General features: G+C 41.5%; 11 protein-coding genes and 1 pseudogene. 3 read left to right on the top strand and 9 right to left on the bottom strand.

What is annotated here, in order from left to right; all coding sequences use genetic code 11:
• Positions 1-219: 219 nt before the first annotated feature.
• A pseudogene (locus NT175_01985) lies at positions 220-729 on the top strand (ORF6N domain-containing protein).
• A 472-nt stretch (positions 730-1,201) separates the two neighbouring features.
• Here NT175_01985 and NT175_01980 read toward each other — a convergent pair.
• The 8 genes from NT175_01980 to NT175_01945 form a co-directional block, all read right to left on the bottom strand.
• Positions 1,202-5,020 (bottom strand): Eco57I restriction-modification methylase domain-containing protein, encoded by a 3,819-nt coding sequence (locus NT175_01980; protein MCX6233482.1) that lies wholly within the window; start codon positions 5,018-5,020, stop codon positions 1,202-1,204.
• A 200-nt stretch (positions 5,021-5,220) separates the two neighbouring features.
• Complete coding sequence (locus NT175_01975; GenBank protein MCX6233481.1) at positions 5,221-6,357, bottom strand: ATP-binding protein; 1,137 nt, start codon at positions 6,355-6,357, stop codon at positions 5,221-5,223.
• 311 nt (positions 6,358-6,668) lie between these two features.
• The gene (locus NT175_01970) at positions 6,669-9,149 is read right to left on the bottom strand and encodes an AAA family ATPase (GenBank protein ID MCX6233480.1); all 2,481 of its coding nucleotides are present in this window, start codon (positions 9,147-9,149) and stop codon (positions 6,669-6,671) included.
• Between the two features lie 272 nt (positions 9,150-9,421).
• The gene (locus tag NT175_01965) at positions 9,422-10,099 is read right to left on the bottom strand and encodes a hypothetical protein (protein MCX6233479.1); all 678 of its coding nucleotides are present in this window, start codon (positions 10,097-10,099) and stop codon (positions 9,422-9,424) included.
• A gap of 144 nt (positions 10,100-10,243) precedes the next feature.
• The gene (locus NT175_01960; GenBank protein ID MCX6233478.1) at positions 10,244-10,438 is read right to left on the bottom strand and encodes a Smr/MutS family protein; all 195 of its coding nucleotides are present in this window, start codon (positions 10,436-10,438) and stop codon (positions 10,244-10,246) included.
• Between the two features lie 169 nt (positions 10,439-10,607).
• On the bottom strand, positions 10,608-10,775 hold the full coding sequence (locus NT175_01955; GenBank protein MCX6233477.1) for a HEPN domain-containing protein: 168 nt from the start codon (positions 10,773-10,775) through the stop codon (positions 10,608-10,610).
• Positions 10,772-11,089 carry a nucleotidyltransferase domain-containing protein gene (locus NT175_01950; GenBank protein MCX6233476.1) on the bottom strand — a complete coding sequence of 106 codons (318 nt, stop codon included), beginning with the start codon at positions 11,087-11,089 and terminating at the stop codon, positions 10,772-10,774. The genes NT175_01955 and NT175_01950 overlap by 4 nt, the downstream gene beginning before the upstream one ends.
• Positions 11,090-11,191: 102 nt before the next feature.
• Entirely contained in the window at positions 11,192-12,283 is a 1,092-nt protein-coding gene (locus tag NT175_01945; protein ID MCX6233475.1) for a DUF2027 domain-containing protein, read from the bottom strand.
• 153 nt (positions 12,284-12,436) lie between these two features.
• Here NT175_01945 and NT175_01940 point away from each other — a divergent pair, with 153 nt between their 5' ends.
• On the top strand, positions 12,437-13,243 hold the full coding sequence (locus NT175_01940) for a hypothetical protein (protein ID MCX6233474.1): 807 nt from the start codon (positions 12,437-12,439) through the stop codon (positions 13,241-13,243).
• A gap of 269 nt (positions 13,244-13,512) precedes the next feature.
• The gene (locus NT175_01935; GenBank protein MCX6233473.1) at positions 13,513-14,769 is read left to right on the top strand and encodes a cytochrome-c peroxidase; all 1,257 of its coding nucleotides are present in this window, start codon (positions 13,513-13,515) and stop codon (positions 14,767-14,769) included.
• A gap of 21 nt (positions 14,770-14,790) precedes the next feature.
• On the opposite strand, the gene NT175_01930 is transcribed toward NT175_01935, so the two are convergent.
• Complete coding sequence (locus NT175_01930) at positions 14,791-16,908, bottom strand: prolyl oligopeptidase family serine peptidase (protein MCX6233472.1); 2,118 nt, start codon at positions 16,906-16,908, stop codon at positions 14,791-14,793.
• Positions 16,909-16,948 lie beyond the last annotated feature (40 nt).

Below are 16,948 nucleotides of genomic sequence, written 5' to 3'. Positions count from 1 at the left end.
TCCCGATGGGACTTAAAAAATCAGGGGTCGTTTATTGTTCTACCGATATTTGGTCCCTAACGGGACTGTCCTGTAGGGACAAGATATTGGTAGAAAGTAAATTACAAAATAGAATTAAGTCCCGTAGGGACGAAATAGAATATTAACCGGACAATAGTGATTAAAGATAATACATTTTCCAATGAAAAATCTACATCTATGAGTGAAAAGAATGCGCTGATGGTTCCCGAGGAAGTGATCATGAGTAAGATTTACCTTATTCGCGGTCAGAAAGTGATGCTTGATGCAGATTTAGCTGTTTTGTACGGGGTAAGTACCGGAAATTTTAATAAAGCAGTTCGAAGGAATATCAGACGATTTCCTGATGATTTTATGTTTCAGTTGACAAAGCAGGAGTTCGATAACTCGATATTCCAATTTGGAACATCAAGTTAGGGTGGAACACGTAAATTGCCGTATACTTTCACGGAACAAGGCGTGGCCATGCTTTCCAGCGTATTGCATAGTGATCGTGCCATCATGGTAAATATCCAGATCGTGCGTGTTTTTACCAAAGTAGGCCAGTTGCTTGAAACCCATACTGAGATACTGAGAAAGCTTGAGGAATTACAAAAGAATGATATTGAACAAGACAGGCAGATCCTGCTGATCTTTGAGTACCTCAGGCAGCTTGAGCAGGCAAAGCAGGAAGTGGATGACTTTAAAAACAGACGCCAGATAGGATTTTAGATATGGTAAGGTTGATTAGCTGGAACGCTTTTTAATCTTTGTCAAATTCCCTTTAAATTAAAAAATCTTAATTAATTTGTATTTTAATCATAAAGGTTGTACCTTCGCACCAGCTCAGCAACCATTCTGCAAAGAAGTAAGTGTTGAAGGAGTAAAGATACCGTTCAGTGACCCTGAGCGGTTTCGGCTTTTATAGTGGAACGTTCTTTTCATCAATGCGACTCAATTTTTTCGAACGCAGTGAATAAAAAATTGCCCGTCGAATTGATCCCGATGAATGAAGTGAAGTCAGTATCTTGGTCAAATGCCCTGTCCTGATTTCCCAGACCACCTCAGACTTTTATTTGTGAGACTCAATTTTTGAAAGCCGAAGGCGCATCAAAAATTGTAAGTCGAACAATCCCGACAAAGTCGGAAGGTATAATACCCCACCCCTTGGGGCAGAAAAAGGAGCCGGGGTTTGCCCCGGGGTTTATACCTGTGATTTCCCCTCCACAATCCTTATCTCCTCTTCCGTCAACCCATACAACTCATATACCATCCGGTCAATCTCAGTTTCCAAGGAAGTGGTATCAGCAGAAGGGTCAGATGTTTTAAGGGAGAGGATTTGATCGACAATGTTTATTACGCCTGATTTCAATTTTTCATCAATAATTGGAACAGGAATTTTCACAACATCTTGGTAAATCCACCTTAATCTTCCCCCTTTATTGACATCCCCAAGAACAGATGCAATTTGAGAGTAAAAATAGAATACAACCCTGGAATTCATTAATCCAAGTAAAAATTTATCGGCCAATGGAATTATATACGCTGTATTTCCAATAAAAAGAGCGTTTTCTGAGTATGCCCATCTACTTTCTTTTGCAATATCTGGGAATACGATTTTTGGTTTGAAAAATTCCTTGTAATATGAGATTGAGTCTTGTATCTCAAACCACTTATAAGATCCTGGTTTTCTACCACCAGGAATTCCTGGAAATAAACGATCCTTATGTTTTTCAAGATGTGATTTTATTGCAGGAAATTGCTCAATATCTGTTCCTCGTCTTGGAAAAATTAAATACCTATTTCTGCTATGGATAAAATACTTCCGAATATCATCTCCATTTGCATAAGGGAAAATAATCTCCACAGACCTTGGATCAGCAGCAATTAATTCATGATGTTTGACTTCATCAATAACAAAAGCCTCATTGAAACCAGTCAAAATTCCTCGATAAATCTGGTCTTGTGTATATTCTCCGAGTGGTACTGAGTTTTGACGCATTTTTTCCAGAATCCTGTTGGTGATTATAGAGGCTAATGTCCAATTTTCAATTCCAAAGGAGGATTCCGGTAAGCACATTTCTGTCCTTCCAACCTCATTTACCAGAGAATGAAAATCAAGTGTTTTTATCTGGTTGAATCTGGTAGGTTGCTTTGAATTACTTTTCTCCAGAATATAAATCGCTGGGAATGTTGACGCTTCTTCAAAAACCCGTAATTCACCGAAGTCAATGATCCGATCAAGTTGAAATTGATGTAGGAAATTCCGGAGGTTTTTTCCATAGTTTGCTCGCATGAACTTATTGGATGTAATCATGCAAAAACGGCCATTTCTACGGAGCAGATTTAGTCCTTTTTCAAAGAAATAAACCAGTATATCTGCTGTTCCGGTGAAAACCCGATACTCATTTTGCAGAAAATTCTTTAGTGAACCTAGCTCTTCCTGCCTTATATACGGCGGATTCCCAATCACCACATCAAATCCCACAAAATCTCCGTCATCATTCAGCACTTCAGGGAATTCAAAGCGCCACTCGAAGGCGTTTTTGTAGATCTTATTGCTTTTGATCTCTTCAATTTCGGTTTCAAGCTTTTTAATTTTGATGGTAATTTCTTTGATCTTTTTATTCCACTCGTCTTTCTCTTTCTTTGACATTTCAAACAGGCTAGTCTGTTTTGTCAGGGTAAAGAGTTCACCGTTCAGCTTTTTGAGCAATAGTAACCGTTTGTCATTGGCAGCAACTTCGCTGACAAAGTCATTTTTGATCATATCTATAAGCCGTTCCATCTCCCGCTTCACCTCTTTGCTTTTGGCATTGCGGTATGTCATTACTGCCAGCCGGTACGATTCGATGGTCCATTTGCTCTTTTCGAGCGCTTTTTTCATGTCGGCATCAAGCGAATACCGGCTGATCAACGAATTCCCGCATTTTATATTGATGTCGATATTAGGAAGCGTTTCCAGAACCCCAAAGGATAGGTTAACATTCTCCCCTTCCCCGCGGTGGGGAAGGGGCTGGGGGAAGGGGTGGGGGCCGAGGTAATAAGCATTTTTTAAAAGTTCAATCCACAATCGTAGCCTACAGATCATGACGGACTTCGGATTGATATCCACACCAAAAAGACAATTCTCAATGATGGTTTGCTTTTCATGGAACAGGGTCTCCTGAATGCGCTGGCTTTCCCTGTCTTTATAATTATAAAAAAATATCTCATCTTCCTGCGTCAGGATCAGTTCATCGTTATCGATGGTCACATTATACCCTTTCAGCCGTTTTCCTTCTCTGTCCATCAAAATGGCAAGGTCATTCTTTATGGAAATGATCTCATTGAGCGCTGAAACCAGAAAATGCCCGGAACCTACTGCAGGGTCACAGATTTTTAAACTGTTGATGGTATCATTCGCTTCTTTGAGAGAGAGCCTTTCAAGTTTGTTATAGAGATCAGTAAAATCAGCACATTGCCAGTTGTATTTCTCATTGAATTTCTGAATGACCGCCCTGCGTATCGTTTCGCGGCACATGTACATCGTGATGAATTCGGGAGTAAAGAATGATCCATCCTTATATCCATTGATCTTTTCAAAGATCAGCCCCAGCACCGAGGCATTGATGAGGGTTTTATTCTGTTCCTGGATCTCCGCCGTGTTGTCGCTTGCAAAATCAAACGCATCCAGAAATTCAAACAGGTAGGGCAGGGTATTTCTTTTCCCGGAGATTCTTTTTCCGCTGCTATCCTTTAAAACAGTGGAGGAATGAACTGGAATTTCGAGTCGTCCCTTTAACTCTGTGATGACAAGGGTTTTCTTTTCAAGGTCGCTTTCTTCAAACAGCGAGCTGTTCAGGTAGGGAAGATTTCCAAATTTCTCTGTTACTGATCCGGTGCGATGGTCATAAGGAATCGCCAGGACTTCAAAAAAGAGTTCATTCAGTTCATCAAAATCCTTTACCCTTTCACAATTCAGGAAGGCGTAATCTTTATTTCCCTGGTGATACCTGACCAGTTGCCCTTCCAGTAATTTCAGGAATAAAATCCGGTTAAGCCATGTCAGACACAATTCCAGCCCGATACTAAACAATTGATCTTCATCGGTATCCCCAAATTGTTTAGGATTCTCAATAGCAGATAATTTATTCCTGGTCTTCAAGACATTGATGACATTTTCAAGCAAAGAACCCTCATTCCTGGTTTCAACTCTCTTTTGCTTTATCAGTTTTTTACCACCCTCCTTTGTTTCTTCAAGACCAATGATGTGCAATAGTTCATTGTAAAATTCTTTGTTCAGGGTATTGCTGTCATTTGCAAAGGGTTTTTTGAGTAAATGTTCCGGCGAAAGCGTTTTATACAGGTCAAGAAGCTTTGCATCGTCCGATTTATCTTCGTTTCTGATAATAGTTTCAAAACTTTTCAGGTTGAACCAGGTACAATTTAGACTGGTGAGTTCCTTTTCAATAAAAGGTTTGGCAATTTCCTGATAGAACCAGTCATTTAATTTCACTCCAAACAGTCCGTCATGCCAGTCCTTATATTGCTTAGTGAGTTTTTGATTTTCAAAGAAAAAACGTTCAAAATCGGCGCCGTCGAAGATATACCATTCAAGAATGTTGGTAACGATCAGGTGCTTGATCTCCTTGTTGTTATTGATGTAGCGTTCTTCCAGGTAATACTTCAGCAATTCGTGCAGGGCTTTTTCATTCGGTTTCTCTGCCGAGATCATCTCAGGTATATTACCTGGTCGTTTTACTTCAAATATAACACCGGCTGTGTCGGATGAAGATTTACCGTTATGAATTACGAGGTCAGCCCTGCCCTTGGTGTTTATTTCATTCAGGTTCCTGTACCAGGTATCTTTCAGGAAATCGGATACAATATTTTTTAGATGTTCTTCGCTTTCCTGTTCGTTGATCCTGTCAAACAGCCGTTTCAGGTTTGCTTTGAACAATTCAATCTGATCCCTTTTCAGGCTGGTTTTCCGAAAGGCGGGGTTAAGAGATGTGGAAGGCTTGAGAAGATTTAACCGCATGAATTGACTTTTTGTGAAAGGGAAGGTTAAAGTTACAAATCAAAGGTAATAAATGGATATTAATTTGAAAAACTTATGGATGTTCTAAAGCATCTGGTGGATTCAACCTGTATGTGCCACACTGTTTTTAAAATTAGTCAAATAAAATCCTTCACAAGGATTATTAGGTGAAATCCCCCAATGCTAGCGCGCCAGCTGGATCATATTTGACCCTTTGACTGCATCGCAAGCCACCTCGACAGAAACAGATCATAAACCTGATATTTCTCCTGATCCTTGAAGATCATCTCCTTATTGAGAAGTGCGGTCAGCGCAGTATTCACAGCACTTGCAGCGCCCAATTTATAGGCGGATATAAAGCCGGATGCATAGGGTTTTTCTACACCATCCTCTTTTGCAATTGCCTTAAGTAGCTTATACTGTGATTCGGTAAGCAGATTCCGGTAGTTAAAGAAAACAGCCTCCTTTTCTTTCAGAATTGATTGCAAAATATCACGGAGGAGTTCAGATGATATCGATCCTATATCATTCCCATAGATCATATTACAGACATACTGGATATAATATGTGTGATTCCGGCACCATTCTAAGAGAAATTCAATATCCTCTATTTTTATGATTCTGCCGGATTCAAGGAATTTCGCATGAATAAAGTTTTTGTACTTATCTTTTTGAATGGGAGATAATGTGAGTAGTTGAGTACTTTGGTAAAAGGGCCTGTTTTGGTTGAAAAACATGGCCTCTAAAATGTGTTTTCTGCTCCCGGAAAACAGGAATGATGCGTTGTTGGCAAATTGAATCTGACTTCTTAAAAGCGCTTCTACATTCTTTTCCGGATAACAAGAAATCTGCTGAAATTCATCGAACGCAACAACAACCCTTTTCCCTTCGGCTTTTATATATTCGAAAATCTTCTCTATGGATGTGACTGCCTGCCGGTCATTATTGATTTGAAATCCTACTGACGGCATACCGGTCAAGGGATCAAAGGAAATTTCAGGATGTAATAAGGAAAAAGCTGAGGTTACTTTTTTAATCGCTTTTTCGACCGGTGAATCGAGATTCCACAATAATGTTTTCCCAAAAGCATTTATAAATTCTTTTAAACTTGTGGTGGGCATCAGGTCAATATAAAAGAGTGAAAATTCCTTCTCTTTTGCCAATTGATGAAATACATGCTGAATCAATGCTGTCTTGCCCATCCGGCGGATGGATACCAACGTTAGGTTACGGTTGTTTTTCAGGGCATTAATAATCGTTTCTGATTCTTCCTCCCGGTCACAGAAATAATCAGGACCAACATATCCCGAAATGACAAATGGATTTTTTGTCGTCATAGAATTACGTATTTTGCGTTACGCAATTTACGAAAATTTTGGATGATACTTCTGAGTTTAGGGGAAATAATTTTTTCGAACGCGGTGAAGAAAAAATTGTTAGTCGAATTGATCCCAATGAACGAAGTGAAATCGGGATCCTGGTCAAATTTCCTGGTCTAATTTCTCAGACCACCTCATTCCTGGAATACTATCTTGGAATTCGAGGATGATGAACTGCCGTATTTATGACCAGAATATATGGTGGTGTGAGAAGCATACCCCATCGGTTAAACCTGGTGGGATCGTCTACTCGATTATACGACATACCCCTAACTCAACAATTGTCCGAGTTCATTAACCCAAGCATAATATCGTCGAATCCTCTCCCTTTGAGCTGAGTAATCTGCAGGAGCATGATGCGCGTCATCTGTGGTTTCGTAGGTTTGGATAATTTTATCTACCAATCCTGCATTAACACCGCATTCCAGTAACATTTTCCTCACCTTTGTAGAATTTAGAGCATGAGGGCTTTTCTGAATCCCTGTCTTCTTGATGTATAGTTCGGAGGTGAGTTCGGCAACGACGATCCGGATCTCTTCCTCCGCTTGCTGTAGCTTGACACTCCCCGCATTGGGGTCTTTCACAATTGCGTCCACTTCCTTTAACCGCTCTTTCCATTTTTCCCAAGGGACCTCCGAAAAACAAGGTCCTGCCTTTGTGTAACCTGTGATTTCGTAAAACCAGCCATTCAGAGTGCGACATCCAGGACGCACCTGTTCCATCCATCTTCGATTATGCGACAAAAGGATCACTTGCTTGCCACCCTCAACCAACTTCCGTATCACCTCGATAAATTGAATTTCGTGCTCGGCATCCCATGACTGTATTGGGTCATCAATAATCAAGAACTCGAATGGGGAGTTACCCTTCAGATTGGTCGCAATACTCACGCATAGGCCCAATGCATTCAATTTTGATTCGCTGAGAGAGGATACTGCGCTGGCCAAATCCTTACCATAGGACGTAGCCTTGATTTGAACGCGACGGGCTTTTAGCTCACCTTTTGTGGTACGTTCCATGCCAAATCCATCAAAATGAACATCAGGATCACCCACCGTTTTGACTTGGCTATACCATCCCATGACCTCTGACGTAAGTTCGACCGATATCGCATTAAACACTTTGTTTGCAACATATTGATCCACGGCTTTTCGCAAATCTTTGAGACCATCCAGAATACCATCAATCTCGAAATTCTTCTCAATATCCTGCCGTTGCTCGAGAAGATCAACAAGAACACTAATATCTTCGGTTCCAGCTAAAGTGTCTAATTCGTGCTTCAGAATTTGGTCGGCATCGAACATTGTGGATACATTGTTTGAGATTACTTGAACAAACGAATGGGCAATAGCAATATGACCTACTAGAACATCTCCGAGAACTTTCATCAAAGTAGTGTCTTCTTTAAATTCGTTGATTGATGTTTCAACCTTATTTAACGCTGCATTGATTTCAGTGAACGATGCATCCAGTTTCAGCTTGGCAGGCGATAATTGGGAAAAGACTGCCTCAACTGCATTGAAGAGTACTTGATGTTTGGGCACGAGAATCGTTTTGAGCTGTCCTAGAGAAGGCTCCAGTGCTAAAAGAGGCGCGACCTTCCCAATGTGGTGGTTCTGATATGCGCTGAGGCGGTTTCTCAACTCCTTCAGAGATTTCAGGACATCGCTGCGCTGCTTTTCCAATGCCGCGTTGAGTTCCCTCTCTCTGGCAAGATTCTTATGCTCGTCACGGATATGTTGCAAGAGCACATCGTTGACCGGCTGGCCGCAGAATGGGCACTTTCTTGGTGTCTCATCTAAGAATTTGACGCCCAAATCGAGGAACTGGGCACGATTGATAACATGCTGAACGGTAGCCAGTGTGATTAGATCCATATACTTCTTGAAACAGGCAGTAGTGACACAGCTAAGGAAAAACTCTTCATCGTTAGAGTCGATCTGTGTCTCATTCACTGAGTAGTCCGAGAGAGCGATGCGTCCTTTAAAGATTTTCCCTACCGCATCCTCTCGAATCTTTAAAAGCTGTGAAAAAATAGACTCCTCCTCCGTCCCCGGTGAAACCCTTTGCCTGCATTCAACCATGATAGCTTCATAGGTTTCAGCCAGATTTTTCTTTCCTTTTTTGAAAGATTTGGCAATCGAGGATAGAGACACCTGGCTTACAAGGCGAGTTTCGAGAGCGTTAATATCCCTCAGAAGTTGCTTAACTTCGGCAGGAATCGCAGCATCAGGTTTTGTACATAACGACACAAAATTCCGTTGAATTCGATCGAGATCTTCCAATCCAAGTAGACGCGCGAAACCCTGAAAGCGCTCGTCCGGTTTCACAAGAAGCAGATACTTGAGAGCATGTTGGAGAATGAACGGTCTTGGAGCTGCGGAGAGCTCATGGGCAAACGGCCATTCTTCAACCTCACGCCCGTCAACAAATCTCTTGATGGCGTCGCCCTCTACTAATTCTCCTCGGAATTCAATCTCGGACGACCCATCCACGCAAATTGCTCTCACGAAAGGCGTTAGGGACTCAGTTAAATGGCAGTTACGATACGAACCTCTATATTCATCTTTGGAGTCGGCCTTCTCAACTTTCGAAGTTATTCCATACAGTAGCCACTCGAACGCCTCTGAGATGCTGGTTTTTCCATAGCTATTTGGTGCGTAAATCAAGGTCAGTCGGTTGTGAAAGTTTATAGTCTTTTCTTCGTTGAAACCTCGAAAGCCTTGAATGCTTATGCTCTTAATCTTCATGGTGCAGAACCTCCAAGAGTGTTTTCGCAAGCTCGGACTCCATAGACTGAACTGGGTCATCACCCCGATAGGCCTGAATCAGTCGCCTGTGCATGGGATCTGAGAGTTCTCTTTGTAACGCGTCCAAGAATTCCTCGCGACGAGAATTCTGTGAGGATACTTCTTCCATCATCCGTCCTCCTTCTTGTGTGGATTAAACTTCATGTCGCATAACGTTTAAGTGCAAATGGCAGTCTGGATTATTATGACCAGTAATTTAAACCTTATTACTTCTAATGTGTTATAAATTTTAAGAATCTTTTCCCTAAATCTGTCGTTCTTTGTGCTAAAAGTCCGCTACCTGTCATCATTGCCTCTAAATCACCTGAGTTATGTAAACCTGCTCTTTTTAAATCTGACCAAATTAAGTTTAATAATTCGTTCTGTCCCCTTAACGTCGGAAAAGCTTCAGTTACCACTTCTATCAAACCCGCCGACGAATAGTTTGGTAGCGTTTTATTATTGTTTTTAAACCATTCTGTTGGATTATCAAAAAGATATAGGATTTTTATATGCCAGGTTGTGAAACTGTCTATGAGATTTAAAAAGATTTGACTCATTGTAAAGTCTGGTGCATCGCATAAGGCAGTATTTATTATCGCATTTCGAAATGCTAAAATTTTCTCTTCATCACTTGTTTTTAATGCAAAACTTGTCGCTTGAAGTACGGTGTCAATAAATTGTTGGTTCTCAGTCAGGCTTTGGATATCAATTCGCTTAACTTCTTCAAGGTCCTTTAGTTTTTGTCCGATTTCAGTCATCCATTTTGCTCTTCGCTTTTCAAGTGGGGGAGCAACGATTAGTCCAAGTAGTTCTGATGCGGCAGCACCAACAATGGGAATAGATCCAATTGCTGCTTTAGCTGTTGTGTAGGCTATGTCTTTTGAAGTGATTTTATTTATATCTGTCATAAATCGATGAATTCAAAATCTTGGAACTATTGAGCACAACTATTTAGGATTTTATCTGCAAATTACGGAAAAAATAAGTATTAAAGACAGATCTATGTTATTTGCAGATAAAGGTATATTCAACTTGTAAGTTCAACACTGTCTTCATAAATTTTCCCTTATAACCACCTCAACCGCGCCTGTTCCATATTTATCATAAGGAGCATCCCTGTATTCCAGGCTCTCATTATAGTCTTTCAGATAATCCTGTACCTTGGCTTTCAATGTGCCATTGCCTATGCCATGGATGAAATAGATTTTATTATAATGGTTTTCAATGGCACTTTCGAGGCATCTGATAAAATAATCGGTCTGAATTTTTAGGATTTCATGATTTTTAAGGTGGGAATAGTCCCCCTTGCTGGTACGCCTCTGTGACGCGAGCTAAAGAGTTACTATCTTGATTAGGCGATTGCCGATTGCCGATGGCCGATTGAGCGAAAGTACGGAGAAAAGGTTGACCGAAACCTTAGTAATCAAATAAGGCTTTCAAGTATTTCTCAACCATTTGCTGACAGTGAAAACAAACAGCAGCAGGAGCCAATATTTCAGGTACTGTCATCCTTTCGATGACCAGTTTATCTTCTTTGGCCTTTTCAATCCACTGCTTTACAAATTCCTTCTTATCAAATATCATATCAGTATACCTTCTTTTGCTACCTCTTTAATGATATGACCATTCAAATTTTTATGAGCTTCAAACTCTGATTCAGATTGGATGAGTATATCAGCAGGTATTTTCAGTTTGGCAAGGGCTTGTCGTAATGATGCCTGAAAATTCAGTTTAACCTTTGTCTCATAATTAATGGGTACGATAATGACCAGATCATAATCGCTTTTTTCATCATAGTTGTCTTTTGCCCTGGAGCCAAATAAGATGATTTTGCAATCCGGGAAAAAGCTTAAAATGCTCTTCTTGATCTTAATCAATTTATCATCTTGTGGAATCATAAGCTAAATTATACTCCAAAATTACAACAATCAAACTTAATGTTAGAATGAAATACGACAAAAGATTATTTGGTAGCTTCAATCCATAAGTGCAACACTGTTTTATAAATTTTCCCTGATGACCACCTCAACCGCACCTGTTCCATATTTATCATAAGGTGCATCCCTGTATTCCAGGCTCTCATTATAGTCTTTCAGATATTCCTGCACCCTGGCTTTCAATGTGCCATTGCCGACACCATATATGAAGTAGATTTTATTATAATGGCTTTCAATGGCGCTTTCGAGGCATCTGATAAAATATTCGGTCTGGATTTTTAGGATTTCATGATTTTTAAGGTGGGAATAATCATCAACCAATGCGGATATATGCAGGTCAACTTCAGCGGTGCGCGCTGCTATGCGGTGTTTATCTATCAGGCTTTCCGGCATTACTGGTGCAGAAGATATATCCTTCTGGGAAATTTTCGGAGCAGAATCTGCCTCTTTTTTTTCTTCAGGAGGAACTATTGGTGTTTCGGTCAGCAGGGATAATCTAATGATGACCGCCCTTTCGGAAAGAAACGACGACTCGGTGTAATGAACTTCTTTGTAAAATTTCGCCGGTTTTATCCTGTATGTTGCACTGACAGGTTCAAGGACTGACACATGCCGGTCCTTATGAAAAAGAAATTGGACAACCCCTTCAGACCAATGTTCAATATCTTCCCGTTTAATAGTCTCCAGCAAACATTTGGATCTTTCGGTTATGACATCATAATCGATGCCTGCCCATGATCCGCTTTGCTCTTTCAGAAAGTAGCTGTACAGTATTTCGAAATCAGTATAATTTATCACATAAATATCCAATAATCCGGTCAAAAGCCATTTCTGATCATGTGGAACAAATGCCAGGTAGAGGCCAGGCTGAAAATCGGGCTTGGACGGATATTTTACCAGAGCCGTGATTCGGTTATAATAATCCATATCCGCAGCGCTATCCGCCTTTTTAGGCGGTGTCACTGCAGAAAATCCACCATAGTAACCAGCCAAAGGATCATCATCTTCAATTTTTACCAGTTCACTGGCCATAGTGGGTATATCAAAACCATCTTCGATGGCCACATGGACCATGTTGCTGCTGATGACTTTGGATACGATGCCGCCGCCACTCTGGTTCAGAAACTTAACCTTATCCCCAATTTTTAGTTTCATCCCGATTTTTTTTGACAAAAATAACATAATTTTACCTGATCGGCGTTTATATGTAAGCAAACCACCTCACCCCCTTCACCCCCTCTCCCACGGGAGAGAGCCTGTCCCGCTGAAAAGCGGGAGGAACGGGGGGTGAGGCCAATAACTCAGAAAATGATTAAAATTAAACTTCCTTATTACCTCTATCTCCTTCTTTTCGGCTTTCTGTTCCTCCAGTCGTGCAAGAAGGATGAAATTACCGGCTCCGGCAAAATGGTATTGACCTTTGCACATTTTGTGGATGATGCCCCATTACAAATTGATACCATGAAATATACCAATGCTGCAGGTAATCATTATATGGTGACAGAGGTACAGTATTTTATTTCGGACATCACATTACACATGGCCGACGGTAATGACTTTCTTCTGGACGGGACAGAAGGAATACATTATGTGGATAATGATATTCCTTCCACTATGACATGGAATACTGAAAAGGACATCCCGGAAGGTTTTTGTAATTCGGTGTCATTCACTTTTGGCATCGATTCAGTGAAAAATCAGTCAAATATGTTTGTAAATCCGCCTGAACGGGATATGTTCTGGCCCGAAGTGCTTGGGGGTGGATACCATTATATGAAGATGAACGGAAAATGGCGCAATGATACAATGTCTGACAATAGTATGTTCATGTTGCATTTAGGTATTGGCCAGATCTATGACAATGACACCATTATTGGATTTGTTCACAACGCTTTTCGTGTCGACCTGCCGGGATCAGCCTTTAAGATAAACGACGGATCAACGACAGAAATCCAGATTATCATGAATATCGAAAACTGGTTCCAAAATCCGTATATCTTTGATTTTGCAGTTTATGGTGAGAATCTCATGCAGAACCAGGAAGGGATGCATATGGCATGCATGAATGGAAAGGAAGATGTATTCAGCATAGTACATATTATTAGTGAAAAATGAAAATTGAAAAATTAAAAATGACAATTAGTTAAATGGCCCCGGACTTCAGTCCGGGGTATCAGGCAACAAATAAAATTTGGGCTTAAGCCCGAAACAAAGGCATCGAATTAGATAGTGTCGTAAATAAGGTCTTGGACTAAAGTCCGGTTTGGTGTTGTTTTTCTGACCCCGAGCTAAAGCACGGGGTAATTCAAATCATGCATACTAGACCCAAGTTTGCGTTATTGTGATGGCCCATAGAAGTGAAAAATGAAAATTGCATATCAGAAATGGCTCAATTGCTAGCGCGCGTCTTTGACGCGTGTAAAAGAGTAGCGCGTTTCAAACGCGCTGAAACCGGGCACTCGTTCGGAAACGAGCGCCAGCTGGAGAAGTATGTGTTGTTGATGTTTTTGATCATTTCAATTTCCTTTTTTTCCTGTAACAGGGATGATGTTCCAGAACCATATCACCCCACGCCCTATCAAATTAGTATTCCAAAATTTTTCCCTTCCGAGCTGAATATTCCGGATGATAATCCGATGACTGTTGAAGGTGTTGAACTCGGCAGGTACCTGTTTTATGATGGACGGCTGTCGGGAAGGACCAATCCGGACTCACTCATGTCGTGCTCCACATGTCATCTTCAGGAAAATTCGTTCGAATGCGGTATTAACCATCCGGTCTTCGTTAATGGTCATCCCCATGGTATTACCGGAACGCCAACTCCACATGTCATGCTGCCCCTCATAAACCTAGTATGGAATAACACCGGATATTTATGGAATGGACTTGTAAGCAAGGATAATCCCCAGCCTGATTTCAGGACGCTGGAAGATATTGTCAGGATGGGCATTGTCGCGAAACATGAAATGGATAGCGATACAACAAGGGTTAAGGCCATGTTTCAAAATTTACCGGGATACCCGGAACTCTTCAAAAAGGCCTTCGGTTCAGAGGTAGTAACATTCGACCGCATTAGCAAGGCGATAGCACAGTTCATCCGCACGCTGATATCTTCCGGGTCAAAGTTTGACAGGTACATGAGAGGGGAGGAGCAGCTGACGGAGCCGGAACTGAGCGGGTATGTTCTGTTTACAACGGAGTATGGCGGTGACTGCTTTCACTGCCACGGAGGCTCCGGTAATCCATTGTTTACGACCAACCTGTTCTATAATAACGGCAAGGATTCAATCTTTACAGGACCCCATGAAGACACACGCGACCGCTATCATGTGACCGGCAATACAGCGGATATGGGTGCGTACAAGGCGACAACGCTGCGAAATATCGCCCTCACCGGACCATATATGCACGATGGAAGGTTTGCCACATTGGATGAAGTGATTAATTTTTATTCCGATAGTGTAGTCTGGTCGCCATATATAAATCCCCTGATGCACCATGTGAGCACCGGTGGTGCCCGCTTGACGCCGGCCGAAAAAGCTGACCTGAAAGCATTTCTTCTGACACTGACCGATAATTCTTTTCTTTCTAATCCGGATTTCAGCAGGCCTGATGTTTTTCCGGATGGAACCCATCAATGATCAGTAGGATCTATTCACTTATCATTTTGGTACCACTCCCAAATTATATAATGTAAATGCCCATGTATCTGTCACCTCATCGATGAGCTTGGCAGTGGGGGTTCCGGCACCATGCCCGGCACGCGTTTCAATCCGGATGAGAACAGGATTGTCTCCCTTGTTCTTAGCCTGCAGGGCAGCCGCAAATTTGAAAGAGTGCGCCGGCACCACACGGTCATCATGATCGGCAGTGGTGATCAATGTGGCCGGGTAATTCACACCCTCTTTAATAGTATGGAGGGGTGAATAACCATACAGGTAGTTGAACATGGCAGTATCATCCTCGCTGGTTCCATAGTCACTGGCCCACGCCCAGCCGATGGTAAACTTGTGGTAGCGCAACATGTCCATAACGCCAACAGCCGGAAGAGCCACTTTAAAGAGATCTGGACGCTGTATCATGCAGGCACCTACCAGCAGCCCGCCATTGGAACCACCTGATATGGCAATTTTGGATGGATTGCTGTACTTTTCTTTTATAAGGTATTCTGCTGCAGCAATAAAATCATCAAAGACATTCTGCTTTTGCAGTTTTGTTCCGGCTTTGTGCCATTCCTCACCATATTCTCCTCCGCCCCTGATATTCGGCATGGCATACACGCCACCGTTCTCAAGAAATATCAGGCGGCTGATGCTGAAATATGGCGTCATGCTGATATTAAATCCGCCATAACCATATAGAAACACAGGATTTTTGCCATCCAGTTTTAAATCCTTCTTATGAACAATAAACATGGGCACATTTGTTCCATCCTTGCTCTGGTAAAAGATCTGTTTGGTGACGTAGTCGTCAGGATTAAAATCGATGTCAGACTTATAATAGATCTCCGATCTGTTTTGCGGGACATTATATTTATAAACCGTTGCAGGGAATGTAAAGGAGGTATAAAGATAAAAGGCGATATCATCCTCAATTCTTCCACTGAAGCCGGCTAATGTTCCCAATCCCGGTAAGGTCAGCTCTCCTTCCTGTGTACCCTTTGTATCATAAATGTAGGCTTTGCTTTGAGCATCTTTCATGTATTGAGCGATAACCTTTCCGCCGGCCAGAGTGACACCATCCAGCACTTCTGTCTTTTCAGGAATGATGGCTTTCCAATCGTTGATTGCAGGATTTTTCAGATCGACCAGCATCAATTTATACCTGGGAGCGCTATCGTTGGTCCTGATGATGAGTTCATCGCCCATATTATCCACAACGCCATATTCAAATTCAAAACCCGGGGCTAGCTGGATAAATTCACCATCCTTTTTACCTAAATCTTTATAATAGAGTGCATTTCCCTGTGTCGATTCGGATTCATAAAGGAGAAGAAAACGCTCATCCTCAGTCGTAGCAGCGCCATACATACGCATCGGATTTTCCTTGTTTTCATATATCAGGACATCTGTACTCTGCGGTGTGCCGAGCTTATGATAATAGACTTTTTGATTTTCATTTTTTGAGGATAATTCCGATTCACCTTTGGGTTCCGTGTAACGGCTATAATAAAAGCCATCATCCTTCCATGCCATGCCCGAAAATTTGACCCACAGGAGCTCGTCGGCAAGCTTTTCTTTTGTGTCAATGTCCATGACGTAGATCTTGTTCCAGTCCGAACCTGCTTCAGCAGTGGCATAGGCAAGATATTTCCCGTCCTTGGAAATAGCCAGGCCGGCCAGAGCTATCGTGCCATCCTGGGAGAACTTGTTGGGATCAAGCAAAATACTTGGCTCACCACCAAGGCTGTCCTGGATATAATAAATGCTCTGGTTCTGTAATCCATCATTTTTTGAAAAGAAATAATGGCTGCCTTTCCTGAAAGGCACACCATATTTGGGGTAATTCCATAAGCTGGTAATCCTTTCCCTGAGCTTATCCCGAAAAGGTATCTTATCAAGATATGCAAAGGTGACTTTGTTTTCTTCCTCTACCCACTGGGCTGTTTCCTTTGTTGTGTCATTTTCCAGCCAACGGTAAGGATCAGGAACTGTAACACCAAAGTAGGTGTTAGTGATGGTATCCGCCTTTGTTAGCGGATAGTCAATCTTTTGTTTTTTCATACAACTGAACATGATGACAATGCCTGTTAATAATAAACAATAAATGATTTTCTTCATGACTTTAAATTTTTTGTGTGAATGAATTAATTAAACATGG

The organism is Bacteroidota bacterium (genome assembly GCA_026391695.1).
In the GTDB taxonomy this organism is placed as follows: Bacteria; Bacteroidota; Bacteroidia; order Bacteroidales; family JAGONC01; genus JAPLDP01.
Note: the sequence above shows the minus strand (reverse complement) of the source record. Positions and strands in the feature narration are given on the sequence as shown.